Below are 20,931 nucleotides of genomic sequence, written 5' to 3' on the forward strand. Positions count from 1 at the left end.
TCGACCGGTGGGCGGGTCGGCGGGCGGACCGGCGGGCGGATCGACCGGCGCCGGGGTCCCGTCGAGGGCGCGGCCGGGGACGGCCGCGCGCGTGGGTGGCCCGCTCAGCCGCCAGCCGCCGCCAGGAGCCCGGCGCCCGCCGCCAGACAGGCCACCCCCAGGGCGCTCCACAGCAGGTCGGCGACGACCGCCCGGCCGATCTCCCCGGCCGCCAGCACCGCCCGGCTCGGGTGCTGCGGGTCGTAGCAGATCCGCACCGGGGCGCCGGGCCCGAAACGGTCCGGACGGCGCAGCGGGGTGTGCCCGCGCGGCCGGGTGAGCACGAGCCCGGCGATCCGGCACGCGCCGGAGCCATCGGCCGAGGGCGGCACCGAGAAGGAGAGCAGCGGCGCACTGTCCAGCTGACCGTGCGCGTCGTCCTCGGCCATCACCGTGGCCACCGCCGCCACCCCGCGACGGCGCACCCGGTGGCGAAGGCGCACTTCGGCCGCGCACCAGAGCAGCAGCACGCCACCGAAGAGGGCGAGCACCAGCCCGCCCACCGTCGCCGTCGTCGTGTCCACCCCTGGCCCCCGGCTCCCCAGCTCTGTCCACAGCCTGTGGACAGAGCCTCACAGCGGAGAGCCAACGGGGGGCAGCCGTTCGAAGACCGCCGGACGAACCAGGGGGGACGGGCGGGTGAACCGGGCCCGCCGACCGGTCCGTCGGCGGGCCGGCCCTTCGGCGGGGTCGGCACAGCGAACGGCTTGGCCCAGCGACCGGGTCGACACGCCGACGGCTTGGCCCAGCGGACCGGGTCGGCTCAGCGGACCGGGTCGATGAACCCCTGCTCGGTCAGCAGCCGCAGCGACTCCGGCACCCGGTCGCGCAGGACCACCCGGTCCTCGCCGAGCAGCTGCGCGATGGCGTCCACGATCTCGCCCGCCGACAGCGTCCCGTCGCAGACGCCGACGAAACCGGCGCCCACCGTGTCCACCTTGGTGGCCCGCCGCATGCCCCGGTTGTGACGCAGGATCACGTGCTCCGGGTCTTCCGCGCCCGGTGCGCCGACCTGCTCCTGGACCACCTCGTCGGCCAGCACGTAGCGGGCCGCGAGCAGGCCCGCGTCGTCGTGCGAGCGGAGGAAGTCCTGCCGGTCGAACCAGGCCTCGATGTGCGGGCCGAGCGGCTGCTCCACCGGGTGCGGCCACTCCTCGACCCGGACGGTCGGGCGCTCGGCGCCACTCGCCCGCAGGGTGATCCACCCCATGCCGATGCCCTCCACCCGGCCGGCCTCGAAGGCGTCCAGCCACTCGCCGTAGCGGGCCTGGTAGTCGCCGCCGGGGCCGCGGTGGTCGCCGCCGTCGCGCAGCCACAACTCGGCGTACTGGGCCACGTCCTGGACCTCGCGCTGGACGACCCAGGCGTCCAGGCCGGTGCCCGCGACCCAGCCGGCCAGCCGCTCGTGCCAGTCCTCGCCCTTGACGTGCTGCCAGTTGGCGAGCAACTGGCAGTAGCCGCCGGGCTCCAGGTGGTCGGCGGCCGAGCGGACCAGGCTGCGGCACAGGTCGTCGCCGGCCATCCCGCCGTCGCGGTAGGTGAACCGGCCGCCGGGCGAGATGACGAACGGCGGGTTGGAGACGATCAGGTCGAACTTCCGCTCCCCGACCGGCTCGAAGAGGCTTCCCGCGAGCGCCTCGGTGTGGTCGAATCCGGACAGCGCCAGGGTCAGCTCGGTGAAGCGCAGCGCGCGCGGGTTGAGGTCGGTGGCGGTGACCGTACCGGCGTGCCGGGCCGCGTGCAGGGCCTGCACACCGGAGCCCGCACCGAGGTCCAGCGCGGCCCGGACCGGGCGGCGCACGGTGATATTGGCCAGCGTCGTGGAAGCACCGCCGACACCCAGCACCAGGTCCTTGCGGGCCACGCCGTGCGCGGTCTCGCCGGAGCCGATGCCGCCCGCGCCGCCCACCGCACAGCCCAGGTCGGAGACCACCCAGGCATCCGAACTGGGCATCCCGGACACCTCGTTGGCGTACGGCCGGACGTCGACGGTGGCCCGCACCAGGTCCCCGTCGGGGCGCAGCCAGCCGTCCGCCAGGCAGTCCTCCACCGGCAGCGCCGCGGCGGCCGCCCGGTACGGCACCGGCTGCTGCAGCAGGAACAGCCGCACCAGCGTCTCCAGCGGGCTGCCACCGCGCGTCGCGCGCAGCGCTGGAACGGCCTCGCTGCGGGCCAGCGCGGCATAGCCGGTGGGCCCGAGCAGGTCCAGGCAACCGTCGGCGGTGAACGAGGCGGCGAGCAGCGCCTCGCGCAGCTTGGCGAGGCGGGTCGGGTCGAGAACGGGGCTACTGGTCACCCCGCCATTGTCCCCCGCCGGTTCCCCACCGCCCGCCTCCGGGCCCGACCGGCCCGTACGTCGCCGCCCCCGTCCGGGCCCGCCCGCCGGGAGCGTCCCAACGGGAGCCCGAGCCGCACCGCGCGCCCCACCGCGCGCCCCCACCGGGCTTCCACACGCCCGGTCGTACGCCCCGGAGCTCAGGCTCTGCGGCTCCCCGCTCGGCGGTGCTCGCCCTCGGCCTCACCCGTACCGTGCGGACGCCTCGGCCGGTCGCCCGGTACACCCGGGCCCCGCGGCACCCCGCCTGCGACGCGCAGCAGCCGGCGCCGCTCCCCGAGCGGCACCGGCTGCTATTGCTGTCCGTCCCTCTTCACGCCTTCAGGCGGCCTTCAGGCGGTCTTCACGCCGACGCTGCCGCCGACGCCGTGAAGGCGGGATCGGCCCTCGGCCCCCGGTCAACTCGCGGCGGGAGCCGGGGTGGTGGCCGGAGCGGCCGGGGCGGCGGGGGTGGTGGCACCGGCGGCGGGGCTCGCGGTGTCGGTCGCGCCGGGCGCGGGGGTGGTGGCAGGGGCGCTCGGGGTGGCGGTCGCGCCGGGGGTCGCGCCCGCGCCGACGGGTGCCGGGGTGCCGCTCGCGCCGGTGCCCGCGCCACCGGTCGGGGCGGTGGTCGGGGACGGCTTGCAGCCCTCCTGCTTGGCCATCGCCGCACCAAGGTCGCCGCGCTGCAGCTTGCTCTGCGCCTGGGTGGAGAGCGAGGCCAGCTGCTGGATCTGGTCGGCGACGCTGCGCAGCCCGTCGGCGAACTTCGCCTGGTCGTTGTTGGGCAGCGCGTCCAGCTTCTTCTGGACCTCCTGGTAGCCGTCGGCCGCCTTCTTCAGCTCGTCGACGGTGTCCTTCTGCAGGGTCGCGCCGTCCTGCACCTTGGGCGCACCGGCCCCGTCGATGGCGGCCGCGATGTCCTGGTTGGTCTTGGCCAGCCGCCCGATGTCCGTGGAGAGCCGCTTCTGCAGGTCGGCCGGGGCCTCGCCGGTCTTCACCTGGCCGGTGTCGGCGAGCGCGGTCTGGGCTTGGGCGATCGGGTCCTTGGCCGCGCCGCAGACGCTCGACGCCCAGGACTCCAGCTGCTTGCTGTTGTCGTCGCCGCCGCAGCCGACGGCGCCGAACGCCAGCAGCACGCCGAGGACGGGTACGGCCAGCAGTCGCTTGTTCACCGGGAGAAGCCTTTCGGTTTCGGTCGTCATCGGTCGTCGAACCTACACGGCCGGTTCCCGCCCCCCGGTTCCCGGTTCCCGCCTGCGACGTCCCGCCCCGGGCCTCCCCGGGACCGCCCGCGGGCCGTTTGCGGCCCGTGCCCGGCCCGTCCCGGTGCCCCGCCCCCGGCCGCGACTCAGGCCCGCTCGACCCTGATCGGATCGCCCGGGCGGACGGTGCGCAGCACTGCGGCGTCCCCGTCCAGCGCGCCCAGGACGTTGCAGGGACTGGCCAGCCGGCACTCGCCGTCGCGCGAGATCGGCGTCGGCCCGTACGGCAGGGCGAGGCTGTCGCCGTCGGTCCAGAAGGCGACCGTGCCGGGTTCCACGACCTGCCGGGCGCCGGCCTCGCGCGGCACGCTGACGGGCGTGCCGAAGTAGACCTCCTCGCCCCAGGTGCTCGCCGAGGAGCTGATCGGCAGCTCGGCCCAGAGCGCCTCGGCGGTGGGGGTGACCGTCAGCGTGGCGGTGGCCTGCCCGGCCGGCCACAGAATGCGAATCCGCATGGACTTCCTTTTTCGCGACGAGGTCCGATCAGGGATCGGACCCGGTCGTGCCGGAAGCAGCGAACCGCCACACTCAACATTTTGTCAACGCACGCCCCGGGGACTGGACCCCGGTCGCGCGCGAGAAACGCGAAGACGCGCGAGAAACACGAAGGACGGACGTGAAAGACGCGAAGGACGCGACCACCGCGGAAGTGGGGCCTCAGACCGCGACGGAAGCGACCGAAACCGGCCAGCTCATCCGAATCAGGCCACCGTCCGTGCCGCTGGTGACCTCCAGGTCTTCGACCAGGCCGGTGATCACGGCGAGGCCGAGGGTGTCCTCGTCCGGCTCGCCGCCCTCGGCAGCGCCGGAGGCCGGGACGGCGGGGGGGCCGGCCTCGTCCTCGACCTCGATGAGGAAACGCTTCTCCTGGTCGGTCAGCGCGACCCTGACCGTGCCGCCGATGCCGCCCCGCTGGTGCAGGCCGACCGCGCGGGAGCACGCCTCGCCGACCGCGAGCCGTACCTCGTCGAGCACCGACTCGTCGACCCCGGCCCGTCTGGCGACGGCCGCGGCGACCAGTCGGGCCGTCCGCACGTGCTCGGGAAGCGCGCTGAATCGAAGTTCGACGGTTGCCATCTCTCCCCCTCGGGGTGCTCCGACCGGGGCCGGAAGTACGGCCCCTGCGGGCCGGCTGGACCGGCCCAGAGGCGGCCGGGACGCGCCGGGCCGAACCGGCCCAGGCACCCCGGACGCGTGGAAACGGGGCGGGCCGGCCACGAGGACCGGCCCGGCCGCGTCAGTCGGTCGCGTTGACCGCGTCGTCCACCGAGGTGTGGATCGGGAAGACCTTGGTCAAGCCGGTGATACGGAAGATCTTCAGGATGCGCTCCTGGTTGCAGACGAGGCGCAGCGAGCCCTCGTGGGCGCGCACCCGCTTCAGGCCGCCCACCAGCACACCCAGGCCGGTCGAGTCGAGGAAGTCGACGCCTTCCATGTCGACGACGAGGTGGTACTTGCCGTCGTTGACGAGCTCGACCAGCTGCTCCCGCAGCTTCGGGGCGGTGTACACATCGATCTCGCCGCCAACCTCGACGACCGTGCGATCGCCGACTGTACGGGTCGACAGGGACAGGTCCACGGAACCTCCAGCACCTTGCCTTGCTACGTCATGTGCGATCCTCGGCCGGACGGCCGCCACCGCATGGTCGCGAGCCCGGGCGCGCCCCAACCAGCACGTGGCAAGCCTCAGCGCTGCGACCCACGGCCGTACGGCCGTCACGGCCACATTCAACCACCTGCGACCATGCCCGCACGATGGCTTACGACGATTCTCCGTCACGCCGGTGACACACTGGGTCCTCATGCCGCCCCGACACAGCCCGCCCGAGGCACTGCTCACGAGCCTGATCACCAGCCGGGGGCGGTCCGACCGGCTCACCCATACGGAGCACCTTCCCGCCCGACCTGCGCGTTATTCACCGTGGCCCGGGTCGATCCGGCCGGAGATCGTGGCCTCGGCACTCGCGGTCGGGGTCGAACAGCCCTGGGCGCACCAGGCAGAAGCAATGAATCTGGCCAAAAGTGGCCAAACTGTGGTGATTGCCACAGGCACCGCCTCGGGCAAGTCGCTGGGCTACCTGGCCCCGGTGCTCAGCGATCTGCTGGACGGCACCGAGGCCCGCAACGGCCGCGGCGCCACCGCGCTCTACCTGGCACCGACCAAGGCCCTCGCCGCCGACCAGCGCCGCCGGGCCGCCGAACTCGCCCCGCCGAGGGTCCGCGCCGCGCTGTACGACGGCGACACCCCGCCCGAGGAGCGCGAGTGGGTCCGCCAGTACGCGTCCTACGTGCTCACCAACCCGGACATGCTGCACCGGGGCATCCTGCCCGGCCACGCCCGCTGGTCCTCCTTCCTCAAGGCGCTCCGCTACGTGGTCGTCGACGAGTGCCACAGCTACCGGGGCGTGTTCGGCTCGCACGTCGCCCAGGTGCTGCGCCGACTGCGCCGCGTGTGCGCCCGTTACGGTTCGTCACCGACCTTCCTGCTGGCCTCCGCCACCACCGCCGAGCCGGCCGCGACCGCCGAACGCCTCACCGGCCTACCCTCCGTCGCCGTCACCGAGGACGCCTCGCCGCGCGGGCCGATGGTCTTCGGCCTCTGGGAACCGCCCCTGACCGAGAACGTCGGCGAGCACGGCGCGCCCGTGCGCCGCACCGCCACCGCCGAGGCGGCGCACCTGCTCGCCGACCTGGTCGAGCGGGAGACCCGCACCGTCGTCTTCGTCCGCTCCCGCCGCGCGGCCGAGGTCGTCGCCCTCCAGACCCAGGACCAGCTCGGCCGACCGCTCGCCGACCGGGTGGCCGCCTACCGCGGCGGCTACCTGGCCGACGAACGCCGGGCCCTGGAACGCGCCCTGCACAGCGGCCGGCTGCTCGGCCTCGCCTCCACCTCCGCCCTCGAACTCGGCGTCGACATCTCCGGCCTCGACGCCGTCCTGATGGCCGGGTACCCGGGCACCCGGGCCTCGCTCTGGCAGCAGGCGGGCCGGGCGGGCCGCGAGGCCCAGGGCGCGCTGGCCGTCCTGATCGCCCGGGACGACCCGCTGGACACCTACCTGGTGCACCACCCGGAGGCGCTGTTCGCGGCACCCGTCGAAGCCACCGTGCTCGACCCCGACAACCCGCACGTGCTCGCCCCGCACCTGTGCGCGGCCGCCGCCGAACTGCCGCTCACCGACGCCGACCTGGAGCTGTTCGGCCCGTCCACCGCACCGCTGCTGCCCGTCCTGGAACGGCGCGGCCTGCTGCGTCGGCGCGGCGACGGCTGGTACTGGACGCGCCGCGAGCGCGCCGCCGACGCCGTGGACCTGCGCGGCAGCGGCGGCAGCCCGGTCCAGATCGTCGAGGCCGACACCGGCAGGCTGCTCGGCACCGTGGACGCCGCGGCCGCGCACACCACCGTCCACACCGGGGCCGTCCACCTCCACCAGGGCCGCACCTACCTGGTCCGGGAGCTCGACCTGGAGAACTCGGCCGCCCTGGTCGAACCGGCCGATCCGCCGTACACCACGGCCGCCCGCGACATCACCTCCATCTCCGTCCTCGGCACCGACACCACCGTCGACTGGGGCGAGGGGCGGCTCAGCTTCGGCTCGGTGGAGGTGGTCAACCAGGTGGTCGGCTACCTCCGGAAGCGGATCTCCACCGGAGAGATCATGGGCGAGACCAAGCTCGACCTGCCGCCCCGCACGCTGCGCACCCGCGCGGTCTGGTGGACCGTCACCGAGGACCAACTGCTCGACGCGGACATCCCGCCCGACCAGCTGCCCGGCGCCGCCCACGCCGCCGAGCACGCCTCGATCGGCCTGCTGCCGCTGTTCGCCACCTGCGACCGGTGGGACATCGGCGGCGTCTCCGTCCCGCTGCACCCGGACACCGGGCTGCCGACCGTGTTCGTCTACGACGGCCACCCGGGCGGGGCCGGCTTCGCCGAACGCGCCTTCCAGCGGGCGGTCGAGTGGCTGACGGCCACCCGCTCGGCGATCGCCTCCTGCGAATGCGAGCGCGGCTGCCCGTCCTGCGTCCAGTCACCCAAGTGCGGCAACGGGAACGACCCGCTGGACAAGGCGGCCGCCGTCCGGCTCCTGGACGTGCTGCTGGCCGGGGCTCCGGGGACCGCGGAGGCGGGGGCCCGGACGACGGCGGGCACGGCAGAGGCGAAGACGGACGCAGCAGAGGCGGACGAGGCCGGGGCGGGCCCGGACGGTGGGGCGCCGGCCGCGTCATGAGGCCGCCGACGCACCGCTCGGGGCGCTGTCGAGGCCGTCCTCGGCGGCGGTGACCGGGGCCCGTACCGGACCGGCCCGGGCCCTCGCCCGCGCCGGTCCGACCGGCAGACGGACCGGGAGCCAGCCGACCCTCACCTCGGCCACCACCTCGACGACGTCCGCCGACCGGTCCACCACGCAGGACACCAGGCCCGCACCCTGGGCGGCGGCGATCCCGGCGGCCCGGGCGCAGCCACCGTCCGGGTCCAGCAGCAGCCGGTCCGCCGCCGCCAGGGCCGCGAGGTCGGCGGCCGACTCGGCCCGGTGCCGGGCGGCGACCACCGACCCGACCGCGATCGTCGCGGCGAACACCGCCGTGCCCAGCATCGCCAGGGCGAGCAGCCAGACCGTCGCGGAGCCGGTGTCCGGCCCGCGCCCACCCACCACCGCCCGTCCGGTACGGGCCCGGGCTAACCGCCCCACCGCCGTCCGCAGCCCGAACGGGCCGGCCTGCGCGGTCAGGACGGCCGGCCCGGTCAGGACGGCCATGGGCCGCCACCTCCCTCCGCGACTCCCACCAGGACGTCCTCCCGCGCCGCCACGGCCGCCGCGCCGACCCGCACCGCGAGCAGTCCGCCGAGCCTGCCCGGCGCCGCACACGGTGCGTCCACGTCCACCCGTACCGTGTCGGCCGTCGGCGTCACCCGGACCCGTGCGCCCTCCGGAGCCGCCGCACGGGCGAGTTCGACGGCGTCCGTCTCCCCGCGTGCGGCCGCTCTGGCACCGACCCGGGCGGCGTCCACGCAGCGGATCTGCGCGGCCGCCGCAAGCACGCCCCAGATCAGCATCGCCGCGAGCAGGACGAGCGCCGGCAGGGCCACCGCCGTCTCCGCCGTGACGTAGCCGCCGTCACCACGCCGACCCGGACGACCGGCTGCTGCCCTGCCCGTCGCGGCCACCGGCCCGGTGCGCGCACCGCGCCGCCGGCACGCACCGACGGCGCCCGGGTCTCCGGCGGCCACCTCGGTACCGGCCGCACCGCCGTCACCGCCGTCACCGCCTCCCTGGCTCGTCCTAGGCCGCATGGAGCGCCCGTTGGAGCATGTCGGTCAGCGCGCCGGTGATGGCCTCGCTGGTCACCACCTTGTAGAGCCCGGCCGCGAGGGCGCACGCGCCCAAGGTCCCGACCGCGTACTCGGCCGTGGTCATCCCGGCGTCCGACCGGCCCCGGCGCCGAGCCACCCGGCTCACCCGGCAGGCCGCCCAGCGGCTCTTGCGCCGCCACGCCCCGAGCAGCCGGCGGAGCGGGCGCCCGCCGGCGGGCCTGATCGCGATCACCGCAGTCATGGATCTCTCCTGTCTCTCGTCGTTCTCGTCGTTCTCGTCGTTCTCGTCGTTCTCGTTGCTCTTGCCGCTCTTGCCGCTCTTGCCGCTCTTGCCGGCCGCATGTTCGGCTCCCGGTCACATCGCCTGCGCGAAGAGGCTGGTGAGGCCGACGACCACCGGCACCACCCCGATCAGCACGAAGGCCGGCAGGAAGCAAAGCCCGAGTGGCGCGGTGGCGAGCACCGCGGCCCGGCGGACCCGGGCGTGGGCCGCGCGGGCGGCCGCCGTCCGCAGCCCCTGGGCCAGCCCGATCAGTGGCTCGGCGGCGGGAGTTCCGCCGAGGCTCGTCCGCACCAGGCAGCGCGCCAGCGGCGCCAGCGGCGGGTGCTGCTCGCCCAGTCGGTTCCAGCACAGCTCCGGTGGTGCGCCGAGGGCCAGTTCGGCCCCGATCGCCACCAGCCGGGGCCCCATCGGCGCGCCCACGCTCCGGCCGACCGCCGACACGGCCTCGGAGGGCAGCGCCGCCGAGCCGAGGCAGGCCGCCAACAGTTCGGCGCTCAGTGGGAGTTGCCTGGTCAGCAGCTCCTCCTCCAGGGCCGCCCGACGATCCGCCGGCGATCGCACTCGGGCCGACCACCGGTGGGCGCCCACCGCCGCCAGCGCCCCGACGACCAGCCCGGTGCCGCCACCGAGCAGCACTGCCACCGCGAGCCCGGCTACGGCAGCCGTGACAACCCGCCGTCGATGCCCGACGCCCGACCCGGCCGGCCCGGTCGACCTCCGTCCCTCCTCCCGCTCACGGGCCCCGGCGAACGCCCGCCGCCGCCTCATCCGGCCACGCACCAGCGCCCGCACCCGCAGTAGGGCGGCCGCCACGGCCGGAAGTCCGGCCACCGCCCACTCGACGCCCCGCATCACCCGACCCCCGCTCCCGCGCCGAGGGCCCGGGCCCGCAGCCGCGACAGCCCGCCGCCCCGTTCGCTCGCTCGGAGCGCGGGCAGCGCACCGTCAGCCGCTCGACGGGGCTCGCCACGCCCCCGGGGGACCTCCAGGGCGCCCCGGGCCGCCGACCGGACGATGCGTGCCGTCCAGAACACCCCCAGCCCCTCCAGGACCGCCCCCGCCGCCAGGCAGCCCAACCCGGCGGTCGTGTGCAGCAGCACGGCCAGCGGGCGGGCCCCGAGGGCTGCGCCGAGGAGCAGCCCGGTGGCCGGCAGCGCGGCCAGGACGGCGATCGTCGCCCGTGGCCCGGCCAGTTCCCCGGCGATCTCCTCCGCCAGCGCCCGCTCGCCGCGCAGCGCCTCCGCGACCCGGTCCAGCGCGGCGGCCAGCCCCGCCCCGCTGTCGGCGGCGACCCGCCAGCAGGCCGCGATCGCCGCCGCCCCGCTCCCGCCCGGCAGTTCGGCCAGCAGGTGGAACGCGGCGGGCACGTCCGCGCCGTAGCGGCCGGCCGCGAGCCGGGCCACCGGCTCCTCGCCGAGCCTGCGCCGTCCGTCCGGGTCGGTGGCGAGCCGCGCGGTGACCAGGTGCAGCGCCCGTTCCGGCGTCGCCCCGCCGCGCAACTCCCCGGCCAGCCCGGCGCAGAGCTCCACCACCGCGGCCGCCCGCTGCCGGGCCTCCGCCGCCAGGCGCCGGTGCAAGCGCCACCGGCGCAGCGGCAGGACGGCCAGGGCCGCCGCGAGCACCGGCACCGGCGAGGCGGTGGCCTGCCCGGCGGCCAATCCCACCGGCAGGGCCAGGAGTTCGGGCGTGAGGACCTCCGAAAGCCGGAGCCGGCCGGGCCGCGCCGCCTCCAGCCCCGGGCCCGGTCCCCGTACGGGAGGCCCGCTGCCCGCGAGCACGAGCCTGGAGCGCCGCCCGCCCGGCAACTGCTCCTGCAGCGCTCGCCACCCGGCGACAGCCGCCAGACACAGCACCACCACCCAACAGAGCGGAAGTTGACTTTGCATCGCGCCATTGACCCCCGTTGCCATCGTCATCAGCCCTTTCGTTTCCAGGCCCCGAGCAGCGCCAGGGCGCCCGTGGCGCACCCGCCGAGCAGCAGGACGAAGGCGAGTTCCACCGCCCGCACCCCCGCCGCGCCCGCCGTCACGACGGCCCTCCGGGGCCGGGTTCGGCCCCCGCCCCGAGCACCACCCCACGCGCTGCCAGCAGCCCGACCAGCCGCTCCCAGCCCGCCCCGGGCACCAGGCCGCCCGCCGCCGGGAAGGCCACCGCGGGGGTGGTCACGGCCAGCCCGGCGCGGTCCCCGGCCAGGGTGTGGATCTCCGCCACCCGGCGCCGCCCCGAGCCCGGATCCCGGACCAGGTGCACCACCACCTCGAGCGCGGCCCGCAGTTGGCTGTGCAGCGCCGGCCGGTCGAGCCCGGCGAGCGAGCCCAGGGCCTCCAGCCGGACCGGCACGTCCGCCGCCGTGTTGGCGTGGACCGTGCCGAAACCGCCTTCGTGTCCGGTGTTCAGCGCGGCCAGCAGGTCCGACACCTCGGCCCCGCGCACCTCGCCGATCACCAGCCGGTCCGGACGCATCCGCAGCGCCTGGCGGACGAGGTCCCGGAGCGTGAACTCGCCGAGCCCTTCCTGGTTGGGCGGCCGGCTCTGCAGTCGGACCACGTGCGGATGGGCCGGCTGAAGCTCCGCCGAGTCCTCGGCGACCACGATCCGCTCGTCCGGCCCGACCAGTCCGAGCAACGCCGCGAGCAGCGTGGTCTTGCCCGAGCCCGTCCCGCCGGAGACGAGCAGCGACAGCCGCGCCCGCACGATGCCGGCCAGCAGGTCGGCGCCCTCCGGCGGCAGTGCTCCGCCCGCCACCAGCTCGTCGAGCGTGAACGGCCGGGGCCGACAGACCCGCAACGAGATGTGTGTGCAGCCCGCCGCGATCGGGGGCAGCACGGCGTGCAGCCGGGTGCCGTCCGGCAGCCGGGCGTCCACCCAGGGCCGGGCGTCGTCCAACCGCCGCCCGGCCGCGGTGGCCAGTCGGTGGGCCAGCCGCCGCACCGCCTCGGCGTCGGTGAACCGGACTCCGGTGGCCCGGTGCAGGCCGCCGCCACGGTCGACCCACACCTCCTCCGGACCGTTCACCAGGACGTCAGTGACGTCGGGCGCCGCCAGCAGCCGGTCCAGCGGGCCCGCACCCACCAGTTCGGCGCGCAACGAGCGCACGGTGTCCAGGACCTCGTCCCCGCCGAGCGGCGGGCGGGTGGCCCGCAGCGCGGCCGCGACCGAGCCCGCCGTCGGGGCGGCCCCCGACTCGGCCAGCCGCAGCCGCACCGCGTCCACCAGGGCCGCCGCCCGCTGCTCGCGGGCCGTCCGGCCGTACGGGCAGGGCCCGTGCTCGGCCTCCGGCGGCCCGCCGGGCGGCGGCACGCTCCGGAGCGGCCGGTGCTCCCGCGCACCGGTGCCCGGGCCGGGCGCACCGCCCCGAAGGCCTGTTCTGCGCAGACGGACCATCAGTACACACCTCCTCCGACCGCCGGCACCGGCGGCAGCACCTCGTTCAGGAAGGTCGCGCAGAAGCGCGCGAGCGGACCGCTCTCCCTCGTCCCGGGCGGGATGCCCTTCTCGACGTCCTGGGCCAGGCCGGGCTCCGGTTCCAACTCCCCTGCCAGTGGCAGCCGCAGGCCGCGGGCGATGCGGTGGGCCGGCAGCCCGCCGGCCCGGATCGGTCGCACCACGGCCCGGACGTCGCCGAGCCGCATCCGGGCGGCCGCCGCGACGCGGTCGGCGGCGGCCACCGCGCGCAGCTCGGCCGGCACCACCAGCAGCGCCAGGTCGGACTGCTCCAACGCCTGCCCGGCGGCCGCGTCGAGGTGGCGGGGCACGTCGACCACCACCAGCCCGCCGCGCCGCCGGGAGGCGGCCAGCACGCTGCGCATGGCCTCCGGCGGCACCGTCAGGGTGTCGCCGCGGTCCCAGGACAGGCAGGCCAGCTCGGAGAGCCGGTTGAGCGCGGGCAGCGCCCGGGCCAGCTCGGCCCCGCTGACCCGCCCGCGCGAGCCGGCCAGATCGGGCCAGCGCAGCCCGCGGGCCATCTCGCCGCCGAGCAGGATGTCGAGGCCGCCGCCCAGCGGGTCGCCGTCGATGAGCATCGTCCGTCGGCCGGCCCGCGCGGACGTGACCGCCAGGGCGCAGGCCAGCGTCGAGGCCCCGGCGCCGCCCCGGCCGCCGAGCACCGCGACGGTGACCGCCGGGGGCCCGCCGCCCTCGGCCGCGTCGGCGATCCGGTCGAGCAGCCAGGCCTCCGCGTCGGGCAGGAACAGCACGTGCTCGGCGCCGAGTCGGACGGCCCGGACCCACACGCCGGGGTCGTCCAGGTCGAGTCCGAGCAGCAGCACCCCGCCGCGCCGGCCCAACTCGGAGCAGTGGACGGCCTGGTCGTCCCCGACCAGGACCAGCGAGGCACCTTCCCAGAGCTCCCGCGTCGGCGGCGCGCCCCGGATCAGCCTCGGCTCGGTGCCCGCCGCCGCGCAGAGTCGCAGCAGGTGCTCGGCCAGGCCCTCGTCCTCGGTGACGACGAGCGGCCCGACGGGGCCGGGGCCCTCGGCGGTGACGTGGTCGGCGATCGGCGTCGACATGGTGGTCTCCCCTCCGCGCCGTCGGCCACCGGGGGCGGCCGGCGACGCACGTCGGACGGTTCCGGCGGACGGCCGCCAGGCAGACCTCTGAGAGAGGAAGGGGATGAGGCCCTGCCCGGCGACCGCCGCCGACCATCACGGTGGGGGGAGATCCGGATTCCGTCATCCACGTTCCGATTGCCTGTGGATAACTCGTGGGCTGTGGAGGAAAACGTTCACCCGGGCGGGGGGCTAATCGGCGAAGAATTGACGAAAGGGGGTCGCCGAGATGAACCGGCGGTCCGTCGCGGCGCGATCGGACGATCTCCCGGCCGATCTCCGGGCGGTCTCCCGACCGCCTTCCGACATCTCCCGGAACGGCCCGCGCCGCCGATCGGAACCAGCCGTTCGTTTCTTGGCAGCGATGAGCAAACAGCGACGCAGAGTGACGAAAGGTGGTCGATGGACCCAGGCGCCGACACCCCCTGTACACCGTCGGCGGGGCGCGCGCGGAATGCGCGGCAGCGGACCTTCAAGCCCTGAAAATGGCCCCGGACGTGCGACGACCCCCGCCGGGGGGGAGAGCGGGGGTCGTCTATCCACAGCCCGACTCGGGGGGGAGGAGCCGGACCGGGTTAGCACGGTCGCGAACGATCCGTGACTTCCATGGTGTACCCGAGCGGCCAGAAACACAAACCCACACGCCCGCGAGTACACCGAATGGCGGGGTGTTTTGTGGCGCCCTCTATCCTCGGTTCCCGTGGACACCACCGAGAACGCCGACGACCACGCCGACGAGTCCCCGGGCGACCCCACCGGGCCCGAAGAGCTCCCCGCACCCGACCGCCCCCGGTCGGGCGGGCTGCGCACGGCGGCCTTCTTCGACCTCGACAAGACCATCATCGCCAAATCGAGCGCGCTGGCCTTCAGTCGCCCCTTCTACCAGGGCGGCCTGATCAACCGTCGGGCCGTACTGCGCAGTGCGTACGCCCAGTTCGTCTTCCTGGTCGGCGGCGCGGACCACGACCAGATGGAGAAGATGCGTGAGTACCTCTCCGCGCTGACCCGGGGCTGGAACGTCCAGCAGGTCCGCGAGATCGTCGCCGAGACCCTGCACAACCTGATCGACCCGATCATCTACGACGAGGCCGCCTCGCTGATCGAGCAGCACCACGCGGCCGGCCGGGACGTGGTGATCGTCAGCAGCTCCGGCTCCGAGGTGGTCGAGCCGATCGGCGCGCTGCTCGGCGCGGACCACGTGATCGCCACCCGGCTCAAGGTCGAGGACGGCTGCTACACCGGCGAGATCGAGTACTACGCCTACGCGGAGAACAAGGCCGCCGCCATCCGGGAGTTGGCCGCGGTCGAGGGCTATGACCTGGCCGCGTCCTACGCCTACAGCGACTCCTCCACCGACCTGCCGCTGCTGGCGGCGGTCGGCCATCCGTCGGCCGTCAACCCGGATCGGGCGCTGCGCAAGGAGGCGCAGGCCCGGGAGTGGCCGGTGCTGGTCTTCGACAAGCCGGTGGAACTGCGGCGACGGCTGCCCGAGTTCTCCGCCCCGAGCGGTTCGGTGCTGACCGCGGTGGCGGTCGGGACGGCCGTCGTGACCGCCGGAGTGATCTGGTACCTGGCCCGTCGGCGGCGCCCCCTCGCCTGAGGCCCCGCGTCCGGCCGAACCGGCCCGCCCGGCCCGTCCTGGATAAAACGGGCAATCGACACAGACTTCTCGTTTCGGGTTCCCCTTTCGCCCGAAACGCGATACAAATGAAGCACGGCCCGCGAGACCCGGTCAGGACCTTAAGAGGTCAAACCGACAACGCAGTTCAGGCCCCACGGACCGCGTGTACAGATAGCCGAGCACCCACATGCAGCCGACCCGCTGTCGGGCCGCCGGACCAGACGAACGGGCAGGATCCCCGTCTGATCGGCACTTCCGGTGCATGCATGGTCACCTGGCATCTGCACCAGCGGCGGCACCCAGCAGGATCAGGTGCCGCCGCATCTCCGTGTCTACGGGCCCCTTCGCGGGGCCCTTCCGCTCGTCCCCGTCCGGCCCGGCCGCTCAGGCCATGCCGCGCTGCATGGCCTCGCAGACCGCCGTGCTCTCCCGCACGCCGAGCCGCAGCGCCGCGCCGCAGTGCGCGATCCAGGCCCCCATCCCCCCGGGCGTGCCCGCCAGGTAGCCCGCGAGGGCCCGGCGGTGGGCGGCGGTGCCGAGTTCCGCCAGGCCGACCTCGGCCGGGCAGATCGACTTCGGGTCGAGCCCCTCGGCGATCAGCACGATCCGCTGGGCGGCCCGCGCGATCACCCCGTTGTAGGCGCCGAACGGCCGCAGCGCGAGCAGTTCACCGTGCACCACCGAGGCCACGACGAGGGCCGGCGTGCCCACACCCTGCCCCTCCGCGCGCGCGACCAGCAGCCGGGAGAGCTGGTCGAGTCGGGCCGCGACCTCCTCCGCGCCCGGTGCGGGCGGCAGCTCGGGCAGCGGCCCGTCGGCGGTGTCGGCCTCGACGCTCTCCACCCGCTGCAGCTCCAGCGGGAACAGCGGCTCGGCGCCCTCCCCCGCCCGGCGCGGGCGCCCGGCGACCGGGTCTCCGTCGCCGACCGCGAGCAGGTGCAGCCGGGCCAGCACCTGGAGCGGCGAGTGCCGCCAGATGCTGAGCAGCTGGCCGGCCTCGGCGGCGATCCGCAGGGCGGCGCCGACCGTGCGGGCCTCGGTGTCCGCGCCGAAGTCGGTGCGGCGGCGGACCTCCTCCAGCGGCCAGTCGGCCCCGGCCAGGGCCGCTGACGCGCGGGCGCCGCGCAGCGCGGACTCGGAGGTGACCTCGGCCGCGCGGCGGCGCATCACCCGGTGGCCGTAGAGCCGGTCGACGGCCTTGCGGACCTCGGCGACCGCGTCGGGCACCCCGGGGAGCTGGGCCAGCGGGGCGAGGGGATCTGTTCCAGTGCTCACCTACCCGAGAGTAATGAACGGGCCGCCCCTCCCGGAACAGCAACCCCGCATCACCCGTTAGAGGCAATCCTCACTTCCCTCCCCCGGTGAGGTCCAAACCCCGGCTAGCATGACCACTATCGGAGACGATAACGATTTCCAACTAGAGGGCGCCCCCGTCGCACGCGCCCCCTGGGCAGGCGGCCCCGAGCGAGGGCCCTGAGCGAGAGCCGGAGTCCCCAGATGAAGATCGCCTTCGTCGGCAAGGGCGGCAGCGGGAAGACCACGCTGTCCGCACTGTTCATCCGCCACCTGGCCGCCGCCGGTCGGCCGGTCATCGCCGTGGACGCCGACATCAACCAGCACCTGGGCCCCGCCCTGGGACTGACGGATGCCCAGGCGGCCGGCCTGCCCTCGCTCGGCGCACACCTGCCGGAGATCAAGGAGTACCTGCGCGGCAGCAACCCGCTGATCCGCTCGGCCGAGGAGATGATCAAGACCACGCCGCCCGGCCGCGGTTCGCGGCTGCTGCGGATCGTCGAGGAGAACCCGGTCTACGCCGCCTGCGCCCGCCCGATCGCGCTGGACGAGGGCTCGGTCCGGCTGCTGGCGACCGGCGCGTTCACCGAGGAGGACCTCGGGGTGGCCTGCTACCACTCCAAGGTCGGCGCGGTGGAGCTGCTGCTCAACCACCTGCTGGACGGCCCCGACGAGTACATGGTCACCGACATGACGGCGGGCTCGGACTCCTTCGCCTCCGGCCTGTTCACCCGCTTCGACCTGACCTTCCTGGTGGCCGAGCCGACCCGCAAGGGTGTCTCCGTCTACCGCCAGTACCGGGACTACGCCCGTGACTTCGGCGTGCAGCTGCGGGTGGTCGGCAACAAGGTGCAGGGCCCGGACGACCTGGCGTTCCTGCGCCGCGAGGTCGGCGACGACCTGCTCACCACCTTCGGGCAGTCGGACTGGGTGCGCCGCCTGGAGCAGGGCGCCGAGCCGCCGTTGAAGTCCCTGGAGCCGGCCAACCGGGCCGTGCTGGAGCAGTTGCGGGCCGAGGCCGACGCGGCGCACGGACGGCGGGACGCGCTCCGCTACACCGAGCAGGCCGTGCTCTTCCACCGCCGCAACGCGGAGAGTTGGGCCAACGCCAAGGTCGGTATCGACCTGGCGACGCAGGTGGACGAGGGCTTCGTCCCGGGCGAGTTCGCGGACGGCGGCGAGCGCACGGCTCCGGCGGGCGCCCACGCCTGACACCCGCCCCAGCGCGCCCGGACGGGCCGCGGTCTCCCGTCACCCCGGGAAGCCGCGGCCCGTTCGCCGTGTCCGGCCCCACCGCTCGCCCCGCCACTCGCCGCCAGGCCCCCGACCGTTCGAACACCACCCATTGGGGTGAATCAGGGGGTTTTCCGCTTCCCTCCCGCAACGACGCTATGCAAAGCTTTCATTACTCTCGGTTTACCGAGTCTTGATGGTCCGTTCCGGCGGCCCTCGGCGAGACCTCCCGCTCCTCGCCCGGGCTCCTGGCGGGCCCGATGGTCGACGCCGGCCGGTGACACCCGCACTCCCCGCCGCGCCCACGCCATCCCGCCACACCGTCGCGACCCACGACAGCCGATCCGCCCGGAGCCCCACCCCGGATTCACCGCCGGACCTGACTGCGTTCGTTCCCCCGGACAGACGGGAAGACAATGACCCTCGACATCTCCAGCGCCCCCATCGCCTCCGACACCACCGACCACGCACCGCCGGGCCCCGGCGCCCGGATCCGCTGGGCGCAGGACCTCTCCGCCTCGCTCGTGGTCTTCCTGATCGCCGTGCCGTTCTCCCTCGGCATCGCGCTGGCCACCGGCGCCCCGCTCACCGCCGGCCTGGCCGCCGCGGCCGTGGGCGGCATCGTGGTCGGGCTGTTCGGCGGCACCACACTCATGGTCAGCGGCCCCTCGGCAGCGCTGACCGTGATCACCGCCGGGCTGATCGCCCAGTACGGCTGGCAGGCCACCTGCGCCATCACCCTCGCCGCCGGTCTTCTCCAACTCCTGCTCGGCGCACGCCGGGTGGCCCGGACGGCGCTCGCCGTCTCGCCCGCGATCGTGCACGGCATGCTGGCCGGGGTCGGGCTCACCATCGCCATCGCGCAGCTGCACGTCGTGCTCGGCGGCTCGCCGCAGAGCTCCGCGATCGCCAACATCCTCGCACTGCCCGGGCAGTTGGCCGGTCCGCACCCGCCCGCACTACTGGCCGGCGCGGTGACCGTGGCCGTCCTGCTCGGCTGGCCCCGGCTCGGCCGACTCCCCGGCCGTGCGGGCCGGTTGGGCGCCCGGCTGGCCAAGGTGCCGGGCCCGCTGGCCGCCATCGCCCTGGCCACCGCCCTCGCGCTCGCCCTGGACCTGCGACTCGCCCACATCGAGCTGCCCGCCTGGCAGCCGCACGCCTTCGCGCCCGCCCTGCCGCACGGTCCGGTGCTCGGCCTGATCGCCGCCGTCCTGACCGTCACCGCCGTCGCCAGCGTGGAGTCACTGCTGTCCGCCGCCGCGATCGACCGGATGTCCCGCCGCACCGGCGACCTCGACCGCGAGCTGCGCGGCCAGGGCCTCGCCAACCTGGTGAGCGGCCTGGTCGGCGGGCTGCCGATCGCGGGCGGCGCGGTGCGCAGCACTGCCAACGTCCAGGCCGGCGCGCGGTCCAGGTGGGCCTCGGTGCTGCACGGCGTCTGGGTGCTGACCGCCGCGCTGGCGCTGAGCGGCGGGCTGCGCCGGATCCCGCTGGCCGCGCTCGCCGCGCTGGTCCTGGTGGTCGGGCTGCAGATGGTGAGCTTCGCGCACATCCGCAATGTGCACCGGCACCGCGAGTTCCCCGTCTACCTCACCACCGTGGTCGCCGTGGTGGCGGCCGGGGTGCTGTGGGGTGTCGCGATCGGGGCCGGCACCGCCGTCCTGCTCGCGCTCTACCGGCTGACCCGCGCCCATGTGGACGTCAGGACCGGGCCGGACGGCTCGGTCACCGTCCAGACGCACGGCCCGCTCACCTTCACCGCCGTGCCCCGGCTCAGCCGGGCACTGTCCGACATCCCGGCCGGGGCCGAGGTCACCGTGGTCCACGACGGCTCCTTCCTGGACCACGCCGCTTACGAGACGCTGCACAGCTGGCGCGCCGGGCACCAGGACGCGGGCGGCCGGGTCTCGATGGTGACGAGGCGCCAGGACGACGAGGTGCTCGACCCCGACGGCACGGTGCGCGCCGGCAGTTCACCGGGGCCGCACCGCTGCCGGGCCTGGACGCCCTGGGTCGGCCACCACTGCATCGAGCAGCAGGAGGACCCGCACGGCCGGCTGCTGGACGGGGTCCGGGTGTTCCAGCTGCACACCGCCCCACTGATCAGGCCCGAACTCGCCCGGCTGGCGCGGGAGGGGCAGACGCCCTCCCAGCTCTTCCTGACCTGCGCGGACTCGCGGATGGTCACCAGCATGATCACCAACAGCGGCCCGGGCGACCTCTTCACCGTCCGCAATGTGGGCAACCTGGTGCCGGCCCCGTTCGAGCCCGGCGCGGCCGACGACTCGGTGGCTGCCGCGGTGCAGTACGCCGTCGAGGTGCTGGAAGTGCGCTCGATCACGGTCTGCGGCCACTCCGGCTGCGGCGCGATGAAGGCCCTGCTGGACGGTGTGCACGAGCATCCCGGTCCGCCCACCCCGCTGGCCCGCTGGCTGCGCAACGGCCGCGGCTCGCTGGACCGGCTCCGGCGGGCGCCCGCCGAGTTCGCCACCCGGCCGGTGGTGGACCCGGTGGAGCAGCTCTGCCTCACCAACGTGGTCCAGCAGTTGGACCAGCTGATGGCGAACCCGGCGGTGGAGCGCCGGGTCGAGGAGGGCACCCTGCGGCTGGTCGGGATGTACTTCGACTTCGCGACCGCCCAGGCCTACGTCCTGGACCGCGCCGCCGGGACGTTCAGCGCGGTCGAGGCCCGTACCGCAGCCGATGCCGGGGCCCACGCCGGGGCTCGGGCCGGCGTGGCATCGGCCGAACGGGTGAATGAGGACGGCCGGGTGCCGTCCGGCGTCGGCGAGGAAGGCCCCCGGCTGGCCGCCTGAGAGCCGGGCCCGTGTCCCCGCCGGGCGGGCTGGGGCACGGGCCCACCAGCCCCGGCACGGCCCTCCGCTCCCGCGCGGCGGACCGTACCGGTCGTGGCCCGATATTCGGTCAAAGGTCTACACCAATTATCGGCAGCCTCTTGTCAACTGCCCCGTTCTCCTGGTGAGCTGTGCGCTGGGACACACGGGACAATCCCCACGCACGG

18 protein-coding genes are annotated in these 20,931 nt (G+C 75.2%); 4 read left to right on the top strand and 14 right to left on the bottom strand.

The annotated features are described in order from the left end of the window. Window positions 1-104: 104 nt before the first annotated feature. From ACZ51D_RS30410 to bldG, 6 genes are all read right to left on the bottom strand, one after another. A complete protein-coding gene (locus ACZ51D_RS30410; RefSeq protein WP_465622662.1) occupies window positions 105-563 on the bottom strand; it encodes a DUF3592 domain-containing protein in 459 nt (152 codons plus the stop codon). Between the two features lie 239 nt (window positions 564-802). Next, on the bottom strand, window positions 803-2,335 hold the full coding sequence (locus ACZ51D_RS30415; RefSeq protein WP_360496178.1) for a DUF7059 domain-containing protein: 1,533 nt from the start codon (window positions 2,333-2,335) through the stop codon (window positions 803-805). A 437-nt stretch (window positions 2,336-2,772) separates the two neighbouring features. After that, entirely contained in the window at window positions 2,773-3,528 is a 756-nt protein-coding gene (locus tag ACZ51D_RS30420) for a hypothetical protein (protein ID WP_465664024.1), read from the bottom strand. 176 nt (window positions 3,529-3,704) lie between these two features. Then, window positions 3,705-4,073, bottom strand: coding sequence for a cyclophilin-like fold protein (locus tag ACZ51D_RS30425; protein ID WP_465622665.1), 369 nt, complete (start codon window positions 4,071-4,073; stop codon window positions 3,705-3,707). 202 nt (window positions 4,074-4,275) lie between these two features. Beyond that, a complete protein-coding gene (locus ACZ51D_RS30430; protein ID WP_465622667.1) occupies window positions 4,276-4,695 on the bottom strand; it encodes an ATP-binding protein in 420 nt (139 codons plus the stop codon). Between the two features lie 160 nt (window positions 4,696-4,855). Then, window positions 4,856-5,197, bottom strand: a complete 342-nt coding sequence (bldG, locus tag ACZ51D_RS30435; RefSeq protein WP_360496190.1) for an anti-sigma factor antagonist BldG — start codon at window positions 5,195-5,197, stop codon at window positions 4,856-4,858. Between the two features lie 223 nt (window positions 5,198-5,420). Here bldG and ACZ51D_RS30440 point away from each other — a divergent pair, with 223 nt between their 5' ends. Beyond that, complete coding sequence (locus tag ACZ51D_RS30440; protein ID WP_465622668.1) at window positions 5,421-7,847, top strand: DEAD/DEAH box helicase; 2,427 nt, start codon at window positions 5,421-5,423, stop codon at window positions 7,845-7,847. Here the strand turns inward: ACZ51D_RS30440 and ACZ51D_RS30445 are convergent. From ACZ51D_RS30445 to ssd, 7 genes are all read right to left on the bottom strand, one after another. After that, the gene (locus tag ACZ51D_RS30445) at window positions 7,842-8,375 is read right to left on the bottom strand and encodes an Rv3654c family TadE-like protein (protein WP_465622670.1); all 534 of its coding nucleotides are present in this window, start codon (window positions 8,373-8,375) and stop codon (window positions 7,842-7,844) included. The genes ACZ51D_RS30440 and ACZ51D_RS30445 overlap by 6 nt on opposite strands. Then, window positions 8,363-8,707 (bottom strand): TadE family type IV pilus minor pilin, encoded by a 345-nt coding sequence (locus tag ACZ51D_RS30450; RefSeq protein WP_465622671.1) that lies wholly within the window; start codon window positions 8,705-8,707, stop codon window positions 8,363-8,365. The genes ACZ51D_RS30445 and ACZ51D_RS30450 overlap by 13 nt, the downstream gene beginning before the upstream one ends. A 193-nt stretch (window positions 8,708-8,900) precedes the next feature. Further along, window positions 8,901-9,173: a DUF4244 domain-containing protein gene (locus ACZ51D_RS30455; RefSeq protein WP_360496202.1), complete on the bottom strand. Its 273-nt coding sequence runs from the start codon at window positions 9,171-9,173 to the stop codon at window positions 8,901-8,903. Between the two features lie 114 nt (window positions 9,174-9,287). Next, the gene (locus tag ACZ51D_RS30460) at window positions 9,288-9,857 is read right to left on the bottom strand and encodes a type II secretion system F family protein (RefSeq protein WP_465622672.1); all 570 of its coding nucleotides are present in this window, start codon (window positions 9,855-9,857) and stop codon (window positions 9,288-9,290) included. Window positions 9,858-10,066: 209 nt separating this feature from the next. After that, window positions 10,067-11,101 (bottom strand): type II secretion system F family protein, encoded by a 1,035-nt coding sequence (locus ACZ51D_RS30465; RefSeq protein WP_465622674.1) that lies wholly within the window; start codon window positions 11,099-11,101, stop codon window positions 10,067-10,069. 139 nt (window positions 11,102-11,240) lie between these two features. Further along, the gene (locus ACZ51D_RS30470) at window positions 11,241-12,599 is read right to left on the bottom strand and encodes a TadA family conjugal transfer-associated ATPase (protein ID WP_465664025.1); all 1,359 of its coding nucleotides are present in this window, start codon (window positions 12,597-12,599) and stop codon (window positions 11,241-11,243) included. Then, the gene (gene ssd, locus ACZ51D_RS30475; protein ID WP_465622689.1) at window positions 12,599-13,723 is read right to left on the bottom strand and encodes a septum site-determining protein Ssd; all 1,125 of its coding nucleotides are present in this window, start codon (window positions 13,721-13,723) and stop codon (window positions 12,599-12,601) included. Before ssd ends, ACZ51D_RS30470 begins: the two co-directional genes overlap by 1 nt. A gap of 841 nt (window positions 13,724-14,564) precedes the next feature. On the opposite strand from ssd, the gene ACZ51D_RS30480 reads away from it, so the two are divergent. Further along, complete coding sequence (locus tag ACZ51D_RS30480; RefSeq protein ID WP_360496678.1) at window positions 14,565-15,362, top strand: HAD family hydrolase; 798 nt, start codon at window positions 14,565-14,567, stop codon at window positions 15,360-15,362. 405 nt (window positions 15,363-15,767) lie between these two features. Here ACZ51D_RS30480 and ACZ51D_RS30485 read toward each other — a convergent pair whose 3' ends face one another. Beyond that, window positions 15,768-16,658, bottom strand: coding sequence for a Fic family protein (locus ACZ51D_RS30485; RefSeq protein ID WP_465622690.1), 891 nt, complete (start codon window positions 16,656-16,658; stop codon window positions 15,768-15,770). Between the two features lie 222 nt (window positions 16,659-16,880). Here ACZ51D_RS30485 and ACZ51D_RS30490 point away from each other — a divergent pair, with 222 nt between their 5' ends. Together ACZ51D_RS30490 and ACZ51D_RS30495 are read left to right on the top strand one after the other, a co-directional pair. Further along, the gene (locus tag ACZ51D_RS30490) at window positions 16,881-17,888 is read left to right on the top strand and encodes an ATP-binding protein (protein WP_465622692.1); all 1,008 of its coding nucleotides are present in this window, start codon (window positions 16,881-16,883) and stop codon (window positions 17,886-17,888) included. A gap of 437 nt (window positions 17,889-18,325) precedes the next feature. Continuing rightward, complete coding sequence (locus tag ACZ51D_RS30495) at window positions 18,326-20,725, top strand: SulP family inorganic anion transporter (protein ID WP_465622693.1); 2,400 nt, start codon at window positions 18,326-18,328, stop codon at window positions 20,723-20,725. Window positions 20,726-20,931 lie beyond the last annotated feature (206 nt).

The sequence above is a fragment of the Kitasatospora sp. NPDC033851 genome (genome assembly GCF_055576085.1).